At 35.0% G+C, this 16,345-nt stretch carries 18 protein-coding genes and 1 other annotated feature; of the genes, 9 read left to right on the forward strand and 9 right to left on the reverse strand.

Annotation, left to right across the window (positions count from 1 at the left end):
• Positions 1-103 precede the first annotated feature (103 nt).
• Positions 104-331: a hypothetical protein gene (locus tag CQ058_RS14515; protein WP_002015964.1), complete on the forward strand. Its 228-nt coding sequence runs from the start codon at positions 104-106 to the stop codon at positions 329-331.
• A 90-nt stretch (positions 332-421) separates the two neighbouring features.
• Here CQ058_RS14515 and CQ058_RS14520 read toward each other — a convergent pair whose 3' ends face one another.
• The 3 genes from CQ058_RS14520 to CQ058_RS14530 all read right to left on the reverse strand — a co-directional run bounded on the left by CQ058_RS14520 (position 422) and on the right by CQ058_RS14530 (position 2,609).
• Positions 422-1,384 (reverse strand): hypothetical protein, encoded by a 963-nt coding sequence (locus CQ058_RS14520; protein ID WP_078175893.1) that lies wholly within the window; start codon positions 1,382-1,384, stop codon positions 422-424.
• 129 nt (positions 1,385-1,513) lie between these two features.
• Complete coding sequence (yidC, locus tag CQ058_RS14525; RefSeq protein ID WP_002015966.1) at positions 1,514-2,296, reverse strand: membrane protein insertase YidC; 783 nt, start codon at positions 2,294-2,296, stop codon at positions 1,514-1,516.
• 28 nt (positions 2,297-2,324) lie between these two features.
• Entirely contained in the window at positions 2,325-2,609 is a 285-nt protein-coding gene (locus CQ058_RS14530; protein ID WP_002015967.1) for a hypothetical protein, read from the reverse strand.
• 274 nt (positions 2,610-2,883) lie between these two features.
• Here CQ058_RS14530 and CQ058_RS14535 point away from each other — a divergent pair, with 274 nt between their 5' ends.
• A complete protein-coding gene (locus CQ058_RS14535) occupies positions 2,884-3,777 on the forward strand; it encodes a YitT family protein (protein WP_000530031.1) in 894 nt (297 codons plus the stop codon).
• 340 nt (positions 3,778-4,117) lie between these two features.
• On the forward strand, positions 4,118-4,504 hold the full coding sequence (locus CQ058_RS14540; protein WP_002034640.1) for a DUF3938 domain-containing protein: 387 nt from the start codon (positions 4,118-4,120) through the stop codon (positions 4,502-4,504).
• A gap of 225 nt (positions 4,505-4,729) precedes the next feature.
• Here CQ058_RS14540 and CQ058_RS14550 read toward each other — a convergent pair whose 3' ends face one another.
• The 5 genes from CQ058_RS14550 to CQ058_RS14570 form a co-directional block, all read right to left on the reverse strand.
• Positions 4,730-4,870, reverse strand: a complete 141-nt coding sequence (locus CQ058_RS14550; RefSeq protein ID WP_000404757.1) for a DUF3985 family protein — start codon at positions 4,868-4,870, stop codon at positions 4,730-4,732.
• 85 nt (positions 4,871-4,955) lie between these two features.
• Positions 4,956-6,008, reverse strand: coding sequence for a site-2 protease family protein (locus CQ058_RS14555; protein WP_142396356.1), 1,053 nt, complete (start codon positions 6,006-6,008; stop codon positions 4,956-4,958).
• A 42-nt stretch (positions 6,009-6,050) separates the two neighbouring features.
• The gene (locus CQ058_RS14560; RefSeq protein WP_033728257.1) at positions 6,051-6,758 is read right to left on the reverse strand and encodes a DUF3169 family protein; all 708 of its coding nucleotides are present in this window, start codon (positions 6,756-6,758) and stop codon (positions 6,051-6,053) included.
• Positions 6,748-6,999, reverse strand: a complete 252-nt coding sequence (locus CQ058_RS14565) for a helix-turn-helix transcriptional regulator (protein WP_105589783.1) — start codon at positions 6,997-6,999, stop codon at positions 6,748-6,750. The genes CQ058_RS14560 and CQ058_RS14565 overlap by 11 nt, the downstream gene beginning before the upstream one ends.
• A 276-nt stretch (positions 7,000-7,275) precedes the next feature.
• Complete coding sequence (locus CQ058_RS14570) at positions 7,276-7,890, reverse strand: DedA family protein (RefSeq protein ID WP_002143668.1); 615 nt, start codon at positions 7,888-7,890, stop codon at positions 7,276-7,278.
• Positions 7,891-8,304: 414 nt separating this feature from the next.
• Here CQ058_RS14570 and CQ058_RS14575 point away from each other — a divergent pair, with 414 nt between their 5' ends.
• The 5 genes from CQ058_RS14575 to CQ058_RS14600 all read left to right on the forward strand — a co-directional run bounded on the left by CQ058_RS14575 (position 8,305) and on the right by CQ058_RS14600 (position 12,842).
• Positions 8,305-8,748: a DUF3978 family protein gene (locus tag CQ058_RS14575; RefSeq protein WP_033728196.1), complete on the forward strand. Its 444-nt coding sequence runs from the start codon at positions 8,305-8,307 to the stop codon at positions 8,746-8,748.
• Positions 8,749-8,778: 30 nt separating this feature from the next.
• Complete coding sequence (locus CQ058_RS14580) at positions 8,779-9,240, forward strand: L,D-transpeptidase (protein WP_002191115.1); 462 nt, start codon at positions 8,779-8,781, stop codon at positions 9,238-9,240.
• A gap of 363 nt (positions 9,241-9,603) precedes the next feature.
• Positions 9,604-10,269: a response regulator transcription factor gene (locus tag CQ058_RS14585; protein WP_002191116.1), complete on the forward strand. Its 666-nt coding sequence runs from the start codon at positions 9,604-9,606 to the stop codon at positions 10,267-10,269.
• A complete protein-coding gene (locus CQ058_RS14590) occupies positions 10,247-11,674 on the forward strand; it encodes a sensor histidine kinase (protein ID WP_002191117.1) in 1,428 nt (475 codons plus the stop codon). The genes CQ058_RS14585 and CQ058_RS14590 overlap by 23 nt, the downstream gene beginning before the upstream one ends.
• 265 nt (positions 11,675-11,939) lie before the next feature.
• The gene (locus CQ058_RS14600) at positions 11,940-12,842 is read left to right on the forward strand and encodes an EamA family transporter (RefSeq protein ID WP_002015976.1); all 903 of its coding nucleotides are present in this window, start codon (positions 11,940-11,942) and stop codon (positions 12,840-12,842) included.
• A 195-nt stretch (positions 12,843-13,037) separates the two neighbouring features.
• On the opposite strand, the gene metG is transcribed toward CQ058_RS14600, so the two are convergent.
• Positions 13,038-14,672 carry a methionine--tRNA ligase gene (metG, locus tag CQ058_RS14605; RefSeq protein ID WP_105589784.1) on the reverse strand — a complete coding sequence of 545 codons (1,635 nt, stop codon included), beginning with the start codon at positions 14,670-14,672 and terminating at the stop codon, positions 13,038-13,040.
• A gap of 50 nt (positions 14,673-14,722) precedes the next feature.
• Positions 14,723-14,993 (reverse strand) — a binding site (T-box leader).
• Positions 14,994-15,106: 113 nt separating this feature from the next.
• On the opposite strand from metG, the gene CQ058_RS14610 reads away from it, so the two are divergent.
• Positions 15,107-15,925, forward strand: coding sequence for a class I SAM-dependent methyltransferase (locus CQ058_RS14610; RefSeq protein ID WP_002191119.1), 819 nt, complete (start codon positions 15,107-15,109; stop codon positions 15,923-15,925).
• Positions 15,926-16,345 lie beyond the last annotated feature (420 nt).

Consider the following 16,345-nt stretch of genomic DNA (forward strand, 5'->3'; position numbering starts at 1 on the left):
TATATAACATAAGAAACATTTCTCTTCTTATATTATAACAGAAGTTCCGACACTTCTCTAATTCCCTAAAAATGGTACAATCCATGTAGGAGGTGTACTAATAATGATTGCTATTTTTTGTATCATCGCTACGGTTCTTTCTTTTATATTCGCTATCATGTATCGATATAAGTATCCTGGTTATAGCATTTTAGCGGTAGCTATTATACCAGCTGCTTCCTTCTACGTATTAGGTAAATACCAATATACTGAAGTGTTTATCGGTTTTGCAATCTTCTACTGCATCTTTGGATACATACTAACAATGAAAAGAATTTCAATGAATCATTAAAAGGGACCGATTTCTGCTTACAGAAATCGGTCCTCGCATTTGTCGTATGTACCTTTCGGTTGCCCACACGAAAGATACTACATAGTTCAATTATTTATCATCTTTTTTCATAAAAAATTTATGATTTGGAAGATCCACATTTAAATCTGCTAATTGTTTCTTTTCCTTTTCTAGAATCGCTTTCGCTTTTTCTTTTGTCACCTCATCTAAGTTTGCAAAGATGTCTTCATGCTTCCCTTTCTCTGGAAGATTCACACCTAGTTTTGTCAATTCTTCTTTCGCTTGCTCGCGAGTTAATTTCCCGGACTTTTCTTGCTCAAAAATAGACTTCGCTTTTTCTTTTGTCGCCTCATCTAGATTCGCGAACATATCACCGTGCTTCCCTTTCTCTGGGAATTTCACACCTAGTTCTTTCAACTTCGCTTTCGCTTGCTCACGAGTTAGTGTTCCAGACTTTTCTTGCTTCAAAATTGCTTCCGCTTTTTCTTTTGTCGCCTCATCTAAATCCGCGAACATGTCACCGTGCTTCCCTTTCTCTGGAAGCGTTACGCCTAATTCTTTCAATTTCTCTTTCACTTGCTCATGCGTTAATGCTCCGGACTTTTCTTGCTCAAAAATGGACTTCGCTTTTTCTTTTGTCGCCTCATCTAAATTCGCGAATATATCTTTGTGCTTCCCTTTCTCTGGGAATTTCACGCCTAACTTTGTTAATTCCTCATTTGCTTGTTCGCGAGTTAATTTCCCGGATTTTTCTTGCTCTAGAATCGACTTCGCTTTTTCTTTTGTCGCCTCATCTAAGTCCGCAAGCATGTCTTTGCGTTTCTCCTTCTCTGGAAGTTTCACACCTAATCCCCCTAACTGTTTCTTTGTATCATCCATAATCGTTTTTACTTTTTGTTTTGTCGCTTCATCTAAATCCTTCTTCGCAGTTTTTGTAACTTGCTCGGCCGCTGGAGTATTCGTTGCCGCAAACGCTGGTATGCAAGCTCCTCCTATAATTCCAAATGATAAAGCACCTGCAATTGCTACATACCCAACTGTTTTCTTCTTCATAGGAAATTTCCTCCTTCATATTTCTAAAGCATGTACACTTTCGTATACAATGCCAATAGTAATGTTGGTTTCTTAAAATTTCCTTAACGATTTAAATAAAAAACACCGCTCATCACGAGCGGCGTTTTTCTAAGCTTTTTGTAATTGTAATTCTTCACGTTCCATTACTTTTCTTAATACAATTGTTTGTGTCATTGTAAATAAGTTACCTGTAATCCAATACAGCACCAGTCCTGATGGCGCCGCAAATCCCATAAATAGAATCATTGCAGGCATCATAATTTGCTGTATTTTCAGCATTTGAACTTGTTCTCCAGGCGTTACATTTGATTGGAACACCTTCATTTGAATAAATGTTGTTAACGCTGCGATAATCGGTAATATATGATATGGATCTGCATGTCCTAGGTTCACCCATAAAAATGAAGATGTACGAATCTCTTCAGTTCGGCTAATCGCATAATACAAAGCAGAGAAAATCGGCATCTGTATAAAGATTGGCCAGCACCCAGCTAACGGATTCCAACCGCCTGATTTCATTAGTTCTGACATTTCTTTTTGATACTGCTTTTGTTTTTCAAGATCTTTACCCACATCACCATATTTCTGTTTCAGCTTCTGTAATTCAGGTTGCATTTTTTTCATTTTCGCTTGGCTACGATATTGCGAAACAGCTAATGGAATCATTGCTGAACGAATAACGAGCGTCATGATAATGATGGCAATCCCGAAGCTAGCTCCAGGTATATGATGAGCAACAAATTGAATCATAAATGAGATTGGATATACGAAATAATGGTTCCAAATTCCCGTACTATGTGAATCAATTGTGCCTGCATTACTGCAGCCAGATAAAACAAAAACAAGTAATAATGATAAACTAATGAGCCTAGCTCGGTATGATTTTAACATGTTCATTCCTCCAATGTTTCGTAATTAATTAGCGAAACATTGGTGTATACGGACCTACCTCGTCACTCTCTCCACTCGATTCTTGTCTGCGGACAGAACGAATCATTCCATATTTATAAAAAATAGAAAATAGCGGTACATTTCTTGTACCCTCTTCACACGTATCTACTAGTTTAAAAGCTCTCTGTCTACCGCTCGATGCTTGCTGACGCACAAAGCGAGAAACGTTAGCAAGAAAAAAGACTTCTAATACACAAAGCGCTGTCGTTACAAACGATATATATAGAATTGCATCCTGCAATAAAAATTCCATCGCTTCACATCCTTAATAAAGTCATTTTAGCATATTCAGCAAACATTCTCTATTTCCTTTTGTTCTCAAAAGTTTTTTTGCATATTTTCTCAAAAAATTATGCTAGAAAACCAATGTATTCGCTTTCTTCAGTATATTCACACGTATCTTTGAATAGGTTTAATTTGTTAGAAATTTATAAAATTTTTGCATTATAATAAAACTATTGCCAGTTTTTGAAAAAAGCTTTATTCTCTTCTTGTAATCAAAAATGAATATGGAGATGAAACATACTATGGGTCAACTAGGAGACGCCGATTACGTTCCCGACACCGCCTTTTTATCCTTCCCAGCAGCTAAAACATTTCATTTAGAATTCATCATACAGTTAGTTGTTATTTTTATAGCTTCTATTTTGTATGCAATTTCTATGAATATGTTTTTTATCCCGCATAATATGATTAGCGGTGGGTTCGCTGGTGTAGGGATGATTATCGGTTATTTAATGCACTACAATATCGGAGCACTTATCTTTTTACTAAACATTCCGCTTCTTATTTTAAGTCACTTTTACTTAGGAAAGAAGACAACCTTTTTAACGGCATACTTTGTGGCTGTATCATCTTTAGCGATGAACATTATCCCAGTACACCAAGTTTCAGATGATATTTTGCTGTCTTCTGTATTCGGTGGTGTCATCTGCGGTGCTGCCTCAGGAATCATATTCCGATTTGCTTCTTCAACAGGTGGTTTTGATGTTGTTGGATTGATTGTAGCGAAACATCGCGATGTTTCAATTGGAGCAATCATCTTTGGATTCAACTTAATCTTACTTGTTGCAGCAGGATTTATTTTCGGATGGGATATTACGCTTTATACGTTAATTAGTCGGTTTGTAGTCAGCAAAGTAATTGATGCTGTGCATACAAAACATATTAAATTAACGATAATGACAATTACAGAAAAAGGTGAGGAAATAAAAAGCTCACTATTACATCACGGCATACGTGGCGTAACAATGGTAGATGCTGTCGGCGGCTATACAAACCATAAGAAAAAAATGATTTACACTGTCGTAACTCGCTACGAGTTGGGCGAAATGAAACGTATTATCCGCCAAGTGGATAATAAAGCATTTATGAACATTACTGAAACAGTTGAAATTGTCGGCCGTTTCAAACGTATATAAAAAAGCGCAAGGAACTACAATTCCTTGCGTTTTTTATTTTTTACACTTATTACAAAATCAGATAATTCTATTATTGTATCACTAAATATGTTATAATAAAACTAGACTTACAAAAAAGAGTATATAGACTTGGAAGTTTCTCTTATTTTTATAAGCAAAAAGAAACGAGCAGTCGGGTATATTTCAGACACCATACACGTAACGGTTTAAAAAAACCGATCACCTTAGTTATTCTTCACTGATCTTTTTATAAAAGATACGTACAACTAAAATTCACTTCAATATACTATACCTACCTTTTTGACTTCCAAATCATCTTATTACATAAGGAGATGAACATATGAATCAATATATACGATACACACTAGCTGTCCTATTTGCGATCGTCGGCGGCGTGATCTGTTTCTGGACAAACACAGAGCTTGGAGAGAATATCATTTTTAATGGAATCGAAACCCTTGTAAGCGCTTCAATTTTAGGCGGATACATTTTCTTCCTCTTCAATCCAGAAGAAAATGCTCAAAAAACAATGTTATTAACAATGATCGGAATCGTTGGTGGATGTATTTCCTACTCAATGACAAACTATACATTACCACTTCAATTAAGCTCAGCTTTCTTCCACGGTCTATGGACTTGGTTTATCGCATTCTGCCTAGCAGATGTATTCAATCTATTACAGGACACTGAAGAAGAAAATGGTCGTCAAATTGAAAGTAACTCGTAAGCTGGAAGATATTCTTCCAGCTTTTTTGTTTACTGTTCTTTCCTGTTCATACCCCATCACCAAAATAAAAAGAAGTTACCTCCACGGTAACTTCTTTCCCATATACCCCACTTAGTATTCAATTAAATATATCAACGATTTTTAAAATATATCGATCGTTTCTCCACTTATATCAGCGATTTTTTCATTATATCGACGGTTCGACACTCAAAACGCACAACATGCCTATCCCCCAAGTAACTTACTGCCGAACTCAACGATTAAAAAGATAATTAATAGGATCGCGAGTATCTTTAATGCTACATACGCCACTTTAAAAACAGCATAAATGAGCAAGACTATCAAAATAATCGATAAAATTTCCATATGTATCTCCTCCAATCTCTTTTATTCTACCTGTACTTCATTTTTTATGAAATCGAATAAGATGACATATAAAAAAGAGGATACCTCACCCATCGTAAGATACCCTCGCCTGTAGCTGCTCAAACCATTCTCTCTCTACTTGTAAATATCCCATTCCACTCTTCTCAGCACTCTCCAATTCTTTATCAGCTTTCTTCATATAAATGTGGGAAGCTTCCATATCGTCCTCCAAATATTTAATAATTCCTTGTGTACGGTAATATCCGTTTAAATCCATTTTGGTAATGGCCTTTGCATGTTCCTTTGCTTCTTGCAGAGAAAGGCTATCCATCTGATAAAGAGCTTTATATAAAAGATACCAACTATGAAAACTACCAACGAAAAATTTATTTTCCTTCGTTACAGATAGCTGAACAATTTGTTCTATATACGGTATCGCTCTTTCCATTCCCTTTTGATCAGCTCGGGCATAAAAGACGAGCATAAGTCCGCTCATTATCTCTCTTATACTTTTATCCTCTTTTAATTTTTCCTCACTAAGTTCTACTAATCTCTCATCCCAATCTTTCGGTCTTTTATAACTAAATAACTCACTCGATATTTGAATCGTATATAAATGTTGCTTAGCTTTTTTATCATCTTTAATTAAAATGAGAAATTGCATGCCATCACTCAGAAGCGTTCCTTTTATCGGCACGATTGTAACTGCAAAAATCACAAAGTGGAAAACGGAAAAATATAAAAGATATTGATAATAGCTCACCATGTATATGTAACCTGAAGTAATACCGAATAATAAACTCATAATTGGTCCGCCTAAAGTCATCCACGCCCATTTCTTTGAAAGGTTCGGTGTCTCTATAGAAGACGGTGCTAACATCACCACGCCACCAAAGTACGCCCATAATTTATTTTCTCGAATGCGTAATTTCCCCTTTTCTTTTTGAACAGTGATAGGTCCTACTGTCATAAATTTAAAATTCAAACCACCTATCAAACCAAATACTACGTGCCCTAGCTCATGAATGGCTAACACTAATAATACAATTCCAAATACTGCCGATATATTCAACATTACTTCTAATTTCCCAGTTCGAATTACTCCGTATAAAATGGACAGAACTAGCGCCGCCGTCATGGAACCAGCTGGCCTTCTTAAAATATCCACCTTTTTCTCCCCTTAATAAATCATTTTTCTCTGCATTTCGTACATGAATTTTCCGAGATGCAATATCCAAATAAATGAGATTAAGCCAATTAATACAAAATCGATATCACTAGCCGCTGTATATATAACGGCAGCCCACCATACATATGCCAATATTGTATTCGTAAATTCATATGCTTTATATCCAGCCTCATGCACAATGTGCTTTAATCCTTCATCTGCGTTTTTCGTCCACATTTTCATAGATTCCATATATGTTACACCTTGTTCAGGATATAGCTTATTATAACGATTTTTTGTTATGAGCCCGATAACCACTACAATAGTTAAACAGACAATAGAAGCTACTAAATTCCACACTGCAAATGACACATTTGTATCCTGTAACAGTGCACGTCTACATGTAATAACTGCATATACAAACCATGCCTGCGTAACTATATCACCTACACGTAAATATATACTTATAATGCCTAATTTTCTGCCTTGTACGCTCTCTTCTTCATCGCGTGCCTCCGCTAACATACGTGTATTCTTCCAAGTGTAGTACATCATTAAGATTCCAAAAATAGTACATACACCTATAAATGTATTAGATGATAATTCTCTCGGTTCATTCGAGAGTAAATTTAAAGCTATATAAGATGTTAAAAAGCCACCCATCATACTTAATGCTATTTTCCCCACAAAATCAAATTGTTTTTTTCGTTTACTCTTCATCTTCATCGTCCTCTTCCTCTTCCCCCTCCACCAACATAAATATCTCCTCCACTGGCGCTCCAAAAATTTGTGCGATTTTTAGCGATAACACAATAGATGGTGCATAATCTCCGCGCTCGATTAAACTAATGGTTTGCCGTGATGAGCCAATCGCTTTCCCTAAATCCCCTTGTGATAAACGTTGCTTTGCTCGAAATTCCCTCACTCGATTTTGAAGCTTCATGTCTTCCCTCTTTTTCATTTATTTAATTAAAATTGTAAATAATATCCTTATCTTTGTCAATTATAATTGTCATTTTGACTTATATACATGTCAAAAATAAATCTATATTCTCCTAAATATATAACTTAGATAATAGATTTTAATAATCACATACGGAAAAAAAATAGGAACGTATTATATACCAGCCACCGGTGACGGTATCGATGGAAAAATAAAAGCAAACTGGAAAATACAATAAAAAAGGCAGTGCTTTTGCACTGCCTCCCTAAAATCTGACATAGAATGGATTCCATATTAACTTGCGTTTTGTAAAAATACTCGTTTTAGTTGTTTGCGGAAACGAATGCTTAACGTAATTGCTACAATGACAATCGCTCCGAAAATGATTTTGCCGATATGATCTCCCAGTAATCCGAAAATATCATGTAAGTTACCACCTAACCAGTAGCCGCCAATTAAGAAGAACGATACCCAGAATAAAGCACCTGAATAAATTGTAATTGCAAAGCGGCGAAACGGTAAGTTAATGATACCTGCAAAGTATCCTGTAAAATGACGTACACCAGGAATGAAGAAGCCAATAAAGATAAGGAAATATCCATATTTATCGAACCACATTCTCGTTAAATCAATTTTTCTTTGTGTTAAAAATACGTACTTCCCGTATTTTTGAACAAAAGGCATACCAAGCTTATTCCCTAAAAAGTATTGAATCGTCATTCCTACACTTGTCCCAATAAAGGATAGGATAATTAAAATAGGTAAACTTAGATCACCCTTCTGTGCTAAAAACCCCGCATATGCTAATGTTGGCTCTCCCGGAAACGGAAGTGCAATATATTCTAACAGCAGGCCTACAAGTACTACATAATACCCATATTGCTGAAATAATTCATGAACCCATTCCATGTCATCTCCCCTTTCATTCACGTACAACTTGTTACTATTATTGTATAAAAAAATTGTCGAAATAACTATCACAATAGCTTACATTTTTATTACATTTTTGTAAGGCTCACACTAAAGTTTTTTGTTCTCTATTCACTTATATCTATTAGCATTTAAAAACAAGCTAACAACTATATATCACGCGAAGGAAATCCATTAATATACATTTTTCATCCAGTTTTTAACACTCGAAAACCACCTTATTTTGTTCTCTATAAAAAACCACCACAAACTCATATGAACTTCATATTAGCTTCATATACGTATTGTAAGATTATATCGGAATTTGTTGAAAAATTTAGCTAATATATGACTAAACATTAAACTGAATAAATATAAATCGCTTTTCGAAATTGAAAAAAGGGTGAATAAGAAATGGAAGCTTATAAAATGCACGATTTTATTAATACGAATGTTGAATCTCATCAAAATGAAACCGTTTTTAATTTACAAATATGTGAAACAAATGAATTTGACGTAAGTTTAACAAAATCTACAACGCTATCTTTTGTCGTTTCTAAAAAAAATATTAAAATTGTCACGAAAAAATGGACTAACTCTAATCATGAAAGCATGATTGGAAAAAGTTATATCATTCCAACGAAAGCGTTTCACTATTTCTTACCTATGATTTCTGAAACAGAAGATGAAATGAGTATTCAAGTACAGAGCTTCGGACTACACGGCGAGCTTTTACTAAATGAAAGATTGCTCATTGATAAAAACAACAAACATAATACAAAAATCACCACTTTTTTTGAAGCGCTAAATGAAAATGTACACCAAGCATTACGAGTATTACAAATTCATTGTATGTAATACTACTAAAATAGTAAAAGGAGAATATCAATGAAAAAATTACTAGTAACTATTATGTTATCGTTAGTTTTTTTAACTGTTCCATATATGTCTGCAGAGGCAGCTTCAACTAACGATCAACTTATCGTTGACACGAAATTAAATAAAATGGATTTCTATCAAAATGGAAAGCTTATAAAAAGCTTCACTGTCGCTACTGGCAAAACAGCAACACCTACACCTAAAGGTACTTTTCAAGTGGTAAACAAAATTAAAAACCGTCCTTATTATAAAGGACGTATTAAAGGTGGCGATCCACGTAATCCACTTGGTGATCGTTGGCTCGGATTAAATATGGCAGGAACATATGGCACAACGTATGCTATTCATGGGAATAACAATAATCAAGCGATTGGCAAAGCTACAACACTTGGCTGTATTCGCATGTATAACAATGATATACATTGGTTATTTGAACGTATTCACGAACGTGCCACTGTCACTGTAAAATAACCTATGAACAAGATTTACATGTAGCCAAGAATTTTATATCTTGGCTTATTTTATTTATTCATTTACAGTAGCTAAACAACTCTACTTGCATATATAATGAAAGTAGACTGCACTAAATAGCATAAAAACATTAATAAACATAGATATTTAAATTATACAGTTATAATATTTTATAAATTTCACATTGCATACTATACTAGAACTACTGTAATCCTGAAATATTCAGTCCAATAAACAATTCCCCTTGCTATTTTTATGATTATTTTATAGCGGGGGCTTATTATATGTATATACAACCTGAGTCATCAAAAAAATGATGAATTCGAATATTGCAGTAAAAAGCGTTATTTAGGAGGTGTTACTATGACGCATATACTGGTGATTGAAGACAACCCAGATATACAAGAACTTATTCGTGAATTTTTAACCGCCCAAAATTTTACCGTTGATGTAGTTGGCGCTGGAACAGAGGGGATTCTTCTTTTCCAAAAAAATTCATACGACCTTGTCCTCCTTGATGTAATGTTACCAGATATAGATGGTTATAGTATTTGTAAAATTATGCGAGGACAGTCTGATGTACCAATCATTATGTTAACAGGCTTACATAATGAAGAGAGTGAAATTAAAGGGTTTGAATTGGGTATTGATGACTATATTACGAAACCGTTCCATTATACGGTATTTATTAAACGTGTAGAAGCTGTATTAAGAAGGACAACAACGAAGGAAGCCGAAACTGCAACTATACTACAATTCCATGAATTGATGTTAAATTCTACAGCATATGCAGCTTATGTTCATGGTAATCAAATTGAACTAACAACTAAAGAATTTGAGATTATATATACGTTGTTACAAAATCGAGGAAAAGTATTATCAAGAAGTGATTTGTTAAATAAGGTATGGGGCTATGAACATTATGGTGATGTAAGAGTTATAGATACACATATTAAAAATTTAAGGAAAAAATTAGGTATTACTTATATTAAAACGGTGAAAGGCATTGGCTACAAAATCGAATCGTAACAAAGACAACATCACCAAAAATATTTTCATCAAAACCCTATTGTTTTGTGTTCTTTTATCAATTTGTCTTTATCAAATCATTTATTTTCTAGCTTTAAACTATGATAAAGAGCGTTATGCGAAAAACCCTGAAAATCAAACTGCGGAACATGCGGATTCAGTTACGAAAAATGAACAAAATAAAGCTATTTCAGAGAGTAGTATCTCAAATTTCCAATCATCTATTATAGATTTCAAAACACTCTCTACTGCTATTAATCATCTTTTGCAACCTAGCCAAACTACAAAAGCAAAAGAAAATGTAGCAAATCTTTCGGAGGAAAGTAACAAAACTGAATCACATACTAAAGCAGAACAAACAGCCGCTAACACTGATTCCTTACATACACAAAATGCAGAAAAGAAAACAAACGAAACACATGATAATCCTAGTTTAGCAGATGCCTTGCAACAATTAGCTCCAAATATTGGTGCAACAATGCTTGCATTATCTCTGCTCGGTTCTTTATTTTATGCCAAACTAATTGCCAAACCTTTTCAATATATGAGTGATACTTTAAAAGATATTATAAATCTGGACTTTTCAGATCAACAATCACCTAACAAAAATACAGATCAAACAGATTTTAATTTGCAAGTAGCCGCTTCACAAGTCCCAACCATTGTGAAGAATCTACATGAAACAAATAAAGATTTACGAACTGAGCTCAAGAAAGAACAACAATTAGAACAATCTCGCAAAGAATTTATGTCTATGGTATCCCATGAATTAAAAACACCTATCGCAGCCGTTATGGGCCAACTAGATGGCATGATTCATGGAATCGGTGCATACAAAGATAGAGACAAATACTTAAAGCGTTCCTACGAGATGATGCAGGACATTAACATATTAACGGAAAAGATGTCAGAATTATCCAAAATACAAAATCCTCAATTCAAACCGAATTTAGAAGTTATTTCACTATCTAACATCATTGAGAACGTTATGAAGAAAGTAGATTATTTTATATCTGTAAAGCAATTAAATGTTCAATCTAATATTAAACAAGACGTACAAATTTTAGCTGATTCTAAATTTATTCAAACTGCTATTTTTAATATTATTTCAAATGCAATTCACTATACAATCGATCATCAGCATGTATATATAAAGCTTTATGAAAAACCAAACGGTTACGCATTAGAAGTATTAAATACAGGTTCACAAATTGATGAGGACAAACTCGCTCATTTATTTGAGCCTTTCTATCGCGCTAATCCTGGAAACAACGGTTTAGTACAAGGTAGCGGTCTTGGATTATATATTGTAAAACAAATACTAGATAAACATCAGTTTCCTTATGGAATACAAAACACACCTCAAGGTGTAAAATGCTCAATTATCTTTCCAAAAGCAATGTAAACTACTACTATAATTTCATACCCCAAACTCATACTTCGTATGAGTGGCGGAATTTTGTAGAGTCTCTGACTCTGTTTCGTTCGCCCGTTTTCCTTATTAGGATAACGGGCGTTTTTTATTTATCCCGCTATTTGTGGGCAGTAAAACTCCCACCTCAAAATTCGGCTGGAGCAAAGAAGTTAAGTGGGAGTCGGGCTAATAATCAGTGGTGGATGAAGAAAACCCCCACTGATTAAAGTTTCACTTTATATAAGGAGGTTTTCACATGGAGAAATTTAAGTATTCATTACTAGTTTTATTCGGCGCTTGTAGCTACGGCGTACTTTCAACTATTTTTAAACTCGGATTCATCGACGGATTTTCCGCACACCAACTACTAGGAGGGCAATATGTCTTCGGATGGATTGGACTCCTTTTACTCGTTCTGTTCTTTTCACGTCATAAAGTATCAAAAAAACAATTCTTTTCGTTACTAACAGTCGGAACAACAATGAGTATGACAGGTATTTTCTATGCTATTTCCGTAGAAGAATTGCCAGCCTCTATCGCTGTCGTTTTACTCTTTCAGTTCACTTGGATTGGTGTAGTCATCGAAGCGATTGCCAACCGGACATTCCCAAGCCGTGAGAAAGTTATATCTATTATTATTTTATTTACTGGTACATTGTTTGCTGGTGGAGTATTTGAAGGTCTTGGACAAAACTTTTCTACGAAAGGTATTATTTTCGGACTATTAGCTGCCGTCTCTTTCTCATTCTATGTATTTGTAAGCGGGCGCGTTGCTACAGATGTTCCGCCTTATACGAAAAGCTTTCTTATGACAACGAGTGCTACTCTTATTGTATGCTTATTTTTCCCGCCTACCTTTTTAACGGACGGCGCTTTACAAGCAGGCCTATGGAAATATGCTTTCTTCCTTGGACTGTTCGGGGTTATTATACCTGTCATTTGTTTTTCAATTGGGGTACCAAAAGTCGGAACAGGACTTGGTACAATATTAGGTGCAGCTGAATTACCAACAGCAATTATCGCTTCTATTACACTTGTTCATGAAGTTGTATCGCCAATGCAGTGGATTGGGATTGTGGTTATATTACTCGGTATTTTCACACCACAACTACTTACTGCTAGGAAAGAAAAAAAACATAATCGTGTTCATAGTGCATGACAACATCAACTTGTATATAAATGTGAATAAAGTTACGATATGTTAAACTTTATTACTACCTTCAAAATAACATATGATATTGCGGCTATTATTCTCGTAATCCTTGCTGTGCTTTTCTTTTTGAAAGATAAGAAAGAGGGTTATACAGCATAACAAAAGACCTTTCATTTATTTGAAAGGTCTTTTCCTTATATTTCACTTTACCGCTCCATATAACTTCTCTACCTCATGTTCAATTTGTTTTACCTCGATTCGCTCAAATAATGGCTGCACATTATCAATTCGGTTTGGCAACGTATTTTGAGGTTCCCAATTTACTTTAACACTCGATAATGTATTTCTAACTCTTTCACTTGAAAACGGTAAAAATGGTTCAAGCAGTTGTGCAAAGTTTGCTATTAGGCAAACACAATTATAAATTGTTTCCTCACATGAAACTGGGTCGTCTTCTCTTTGTTTCCAAGGCTGCTTTTCATCAAAGTATTTATTTGCAAAGCGTACTGCATCAAATATTGTTTCTAGTGCCACCTTAAATTTAGTTTGTTCAATCGCCTCTCCTACACTTTTATATAATCCTTCTACTTTATCTTTCAGCTCTACATCGATACTTCCCTTCGGTACAGTACCACCATAATATTTTTCAATAAACTTTAATGTCCGGTTCACAAAGTTCCCGTATGCACCTAACAATTCACTATTATGACTGTAAATGAATTCACGCCATGAAAAATCAGTATCACGATTTTCTGGTGCGTTAACTGTTAAAAAGTAACGAATAGAATCTGGATTGTAGCGTTCCAATATATCAGGTACCCATACTGCCCAGTTTTTACTTGTCGATAATTTTCTTTTTTCTACTGTTAAATACTCATTCGAAACGATATGACGCGGGATCGCTTCTTCTCCTATTCCAAGTAATACCGCTGGCCAAATGATTGAATGAAACGGAATATTATCCTTACCATGTACATAATACGTTTTCGCATCTCTATCCCAAAACTCTTGATCATCTTTCCCTGTTTCTTCAGCCCAATGTTTACTCGCCGAATAATATCCTGTCACTGCTTCAATCCATACGTAAATTTTCTTATCTTCATATCCTGCCACTGGAATTGGTACCCCAATTGGTAAATCACGTGACACTGCCCTATCTTGTAATCCTTCCTTTAAATATCTCTCTGTTAATTGAATTGCATTGTCGCGCCATATTCCTTTCTGCTTTGCAATTTCTACCGCCTCTTTAATTTGCTGCTGAAATTTATGCAATGCAAAATAGAAATGCTCTGTTTCCTGTACTGATGGCGTACTACCACATAACTTACATTTCTTTTCTAACAAATCGAGTGGATCTAAAATAGCGGAACAAGCATCGCATTGATCGCCCCTTGCTGCTTCATGACAATGCGGACAAATACCTTCTACATATCGATCCGGTAAAAATTGCGTACATGTTTCGCAATAAGCTTGTTCAACTACTTTTTTATAAATATAACCTTCCTCTAATAGTCGCAAAAAAACTTTTTGAACAGTTTCATGATGATGCTTGCTATCTGTACGTGTATAGCAATCATAAGTAAAACCAAGGCTACGAAAACATCGCTCAAACTCTTCGTGATACTTATCAGCAATTTCTTTCACCGTCACACCGTCTTGCTTTGCTCTAATTGTAATCGGTGTTCCATTACAATCACTTCCTGAAACATACAACACATGCTCACCTTTTGCCCTGTAATAACGTGCTAAAATATCTCCTGGTAACAAACTAGCAATGTGTCCAAGGTGTAACGAACCATTTGCATACGGCCAAGCGCCTCCAATAAAAATACTCATCTTATATTCCTCCTTTAAAATATAAAAAGCCCCGCCCTTATCTTAAAAAAGATAAGGGCGGGGCTGTATAAACAGTCGCGGTACCACCTTATTTCGTCAGTCATTCGCATAACTAACCTTAACAAGTACGGAGCTATATGCTCTTATACTGTGGTTTTGATAACGAGTACCAACTCTCGTCGCCGCCTACTATTATCATTTGATAAGTTCAGGACGAAGCTCAAAGGCCATTGTTCAAATGAATATTCTTGCTTCTTCTCAGCTACCGAAGCTCTCTGGAAAGAATGGTTCCATTCTACTTTTCCTTTTCAACGCTTTTATGTATAAAACGTATTTTACGACTTAACAACAGAAAAATCAAACTTTTATTCAAAAAAACAGGAAATCCTACTCATTCACCGAATAACTATACGTTCACAAAAGGAGTGATAAAATTGAATCAAAAACAACTGAGTACTATTAATGAAAAAAGTTGGAACGCAGCTGCTTATGAAGCTTGGACAAATCGCCACGGGGCGCCAGAGGATTATGCGAAAAAGCTCATGGAAGATCCCGTGCGCGAGGTAAATCATTATTTACCTTACATACAATCTCCAAAAGGAAAGCGTATTATTAATTTACTCGGATCAAAAGGAAATAAAGCAGTTGCTCTTGCTCTTTTAGGAGCCGATGTAACAGTTGTAGACATTTCAGCAAGTAATGAAAAATACGCAACCGAACTAGCCGAAGCTGCTGGTGTCTCTATTCAATATATCATTTCCGATGTACTAGATTTAAATCTATCCCAATCATTTGATATCGTGTTACTGGAACTTGGCGTGCTCCATTACTTTTTAGACTTAAAGCCACTCTTTCATATAATCTCTCACTTACTAAAACAAGATGGGACCTTTATACTACGTGACTATCATCCCGTTTATACAAAATTATTAGGAGTAGATCATCCATCATTTCGAGCAAATGGAAATTATTTCGACGAGGAACTTATTGAAGATGACGTAGCTTATAGTACTCTCCTTACGGGATCACAGAAATACGCTTTACCGAGAACAAAAATTAGGCGCTGGACACTAGGAGAAATAATTACATCAATGGCAGAAACAAATTTCAAGGTTGAAAAATTGATTGAAGAACACGGATCTCATCAAAAGTGGGTTTTCCCTTCTACTGCACCAGAGGGAATTGAAGAGCGTATACCCGGTCTATATACATTAATTGTGACAACATGCAAAAAAGGATCCCTTCACGGATAGGATCCTTTTTTTGCATGCTTACGCATATAAGTTGAGGTTGGAGATTACCATAATTCTGTAGAATAGGACACAAGATATTTCAACATTCGTCTCTGACTTACGTCGTCAAAAAGGGGTATGACCAACATAACGAAGAGTAATGTTTAGTTGATAGTGATAATCGTTATCAACTAATTAGAAGTATACAGGATGTTATTTCTAATTACAATAGTATTTCTTATTTTTATTTAAGAATTTTTGATATATAAATATATCCATTTTAATTCTACTCATCCGCCTCTTTCCATTATCTTCTATAATTTTTTTAAACAAAATTCATAATAAAGAGGGATTACTTTTCAGCCCTCTTTTTTCACTTTAAAATATATCTTTCTCTCTCTTCCTCTGTCTGCTATAATGCCAAAAGGAAAGAAGAAAGCT

Origin of the sequence: Bacillus sp. MYb56, assembly GCF_002976445.1 — a bacterium.
GTDB classification, from domain to species: Bacteria; Bacillota; Bacilli; order Bacillales; family Bacillaceae_G; genus Bacillus_A; species Bacillus_A mycoides.

Coding starts and splice junctions, on each gene's coding strand:
- CQ058_RS14550 (WP_000404757.1), bottom strand. CDS start 4,870: ATGGAAATTTTATCGATTATTTTGATAGTCTTGCTCATTTATGCTGTT.
- CQ058_RS14555 (WP_142396356.1), bottom strand. CDS start 6,008: ATGACGGCGGCGCTAGTTCTGTCCATTTTATACGGAGTAATTCGAACT.
- CQ058_RS14575 (WP_033728196.1), top strand. CDS start 8,305: ATGGAAGCTTATAAAATGCACGATTTTATTAATACGAATGTTGAATCT.
- CQ058_RS14515 (WP_002015964.1), top strand. CDS start 104: ATGATTGCTATTTTTTGTATCATCGCTACGGTTCTTTCTTTTATATTC.
- CQ058_RS14585 (WP_002191116.1), top strand. CDS start 9,604: ATGACGCATATACTGGTGATTGAAGACAACCCAGATATACAAGAACTT.
- CQ058_RS14530 (WP_002015967.1), bottom strand. CDS start 2,609: ATGGAATTTTTATTGCAGGATGCAATTCTATATATATCGTTTGTAACG.
- CQ058_RS14600 (WP_002015976.1), top strand. CDS start 11,940: ATGGAGAAATTTAAGTATTCATTACTAGTTTTATTCGGCGCTTGTAGC.
- CQ058_RS14565 (WP_105589783.1), bottom strand. CDS start 6,999: ATGAAAAAGAGGGAAGACATGAAGCTTCAAAATCGAGTGAGGGAATTT.
- CQ058_RS14560 (WP_033728257.1), bottom strand. CDS start 6,758: ATGAAGAGTAAACGAAAAAAACAATTTGATTTTGTGGGGAAAATAGCA.
- yidC (WP_002015966.1), bottom strand. CDS start 2,296: ATGTTAAAATCATACCGAGCTAGGCTCATTAGTTTATCATTATTACTT.
- CQ058_RS14570 (WP_002143668.1), bottom strand. CDS start 7,890: ATGGAATGGGTTCATGAATTATTTCAGCAATATGGGTATTATGTAGTA.
- metG (WP_105589784.1), bottom strand. CDS start 14,672: ATGAGTATTTTTATTGGAGGCGCTTGGCCGTATGCAAATGGTTCGTTA.
- CQ058_RS14535 (WP_000530031.1), top strand. CDS start 2,884: ATGGGTCAACTAGGAGACGCCGATTACGTTCCCGACACCGCCTTTTTA.
- CQ058_RS14580 (WP_002191115.1), top strand. CDS start 8,779: ATGAAAAAATTACTAGTAACTATTATGTTATCGTTAGTTTTTTTAACT.
- CQ058_RS14520 (WP_078175893.1), bottom strand. CDS start 1,384: ATGAAGAAGAAAACAGTTGGGTATGTAGCAATTGCAGGTGCTTTATCA.
- CQ058_RS14540 (WP_002034640.1), top strand. CDS start 4,118: ATGAATCAATATATACGATACACACTAGCTGTCCTATTTGCGATCGTC.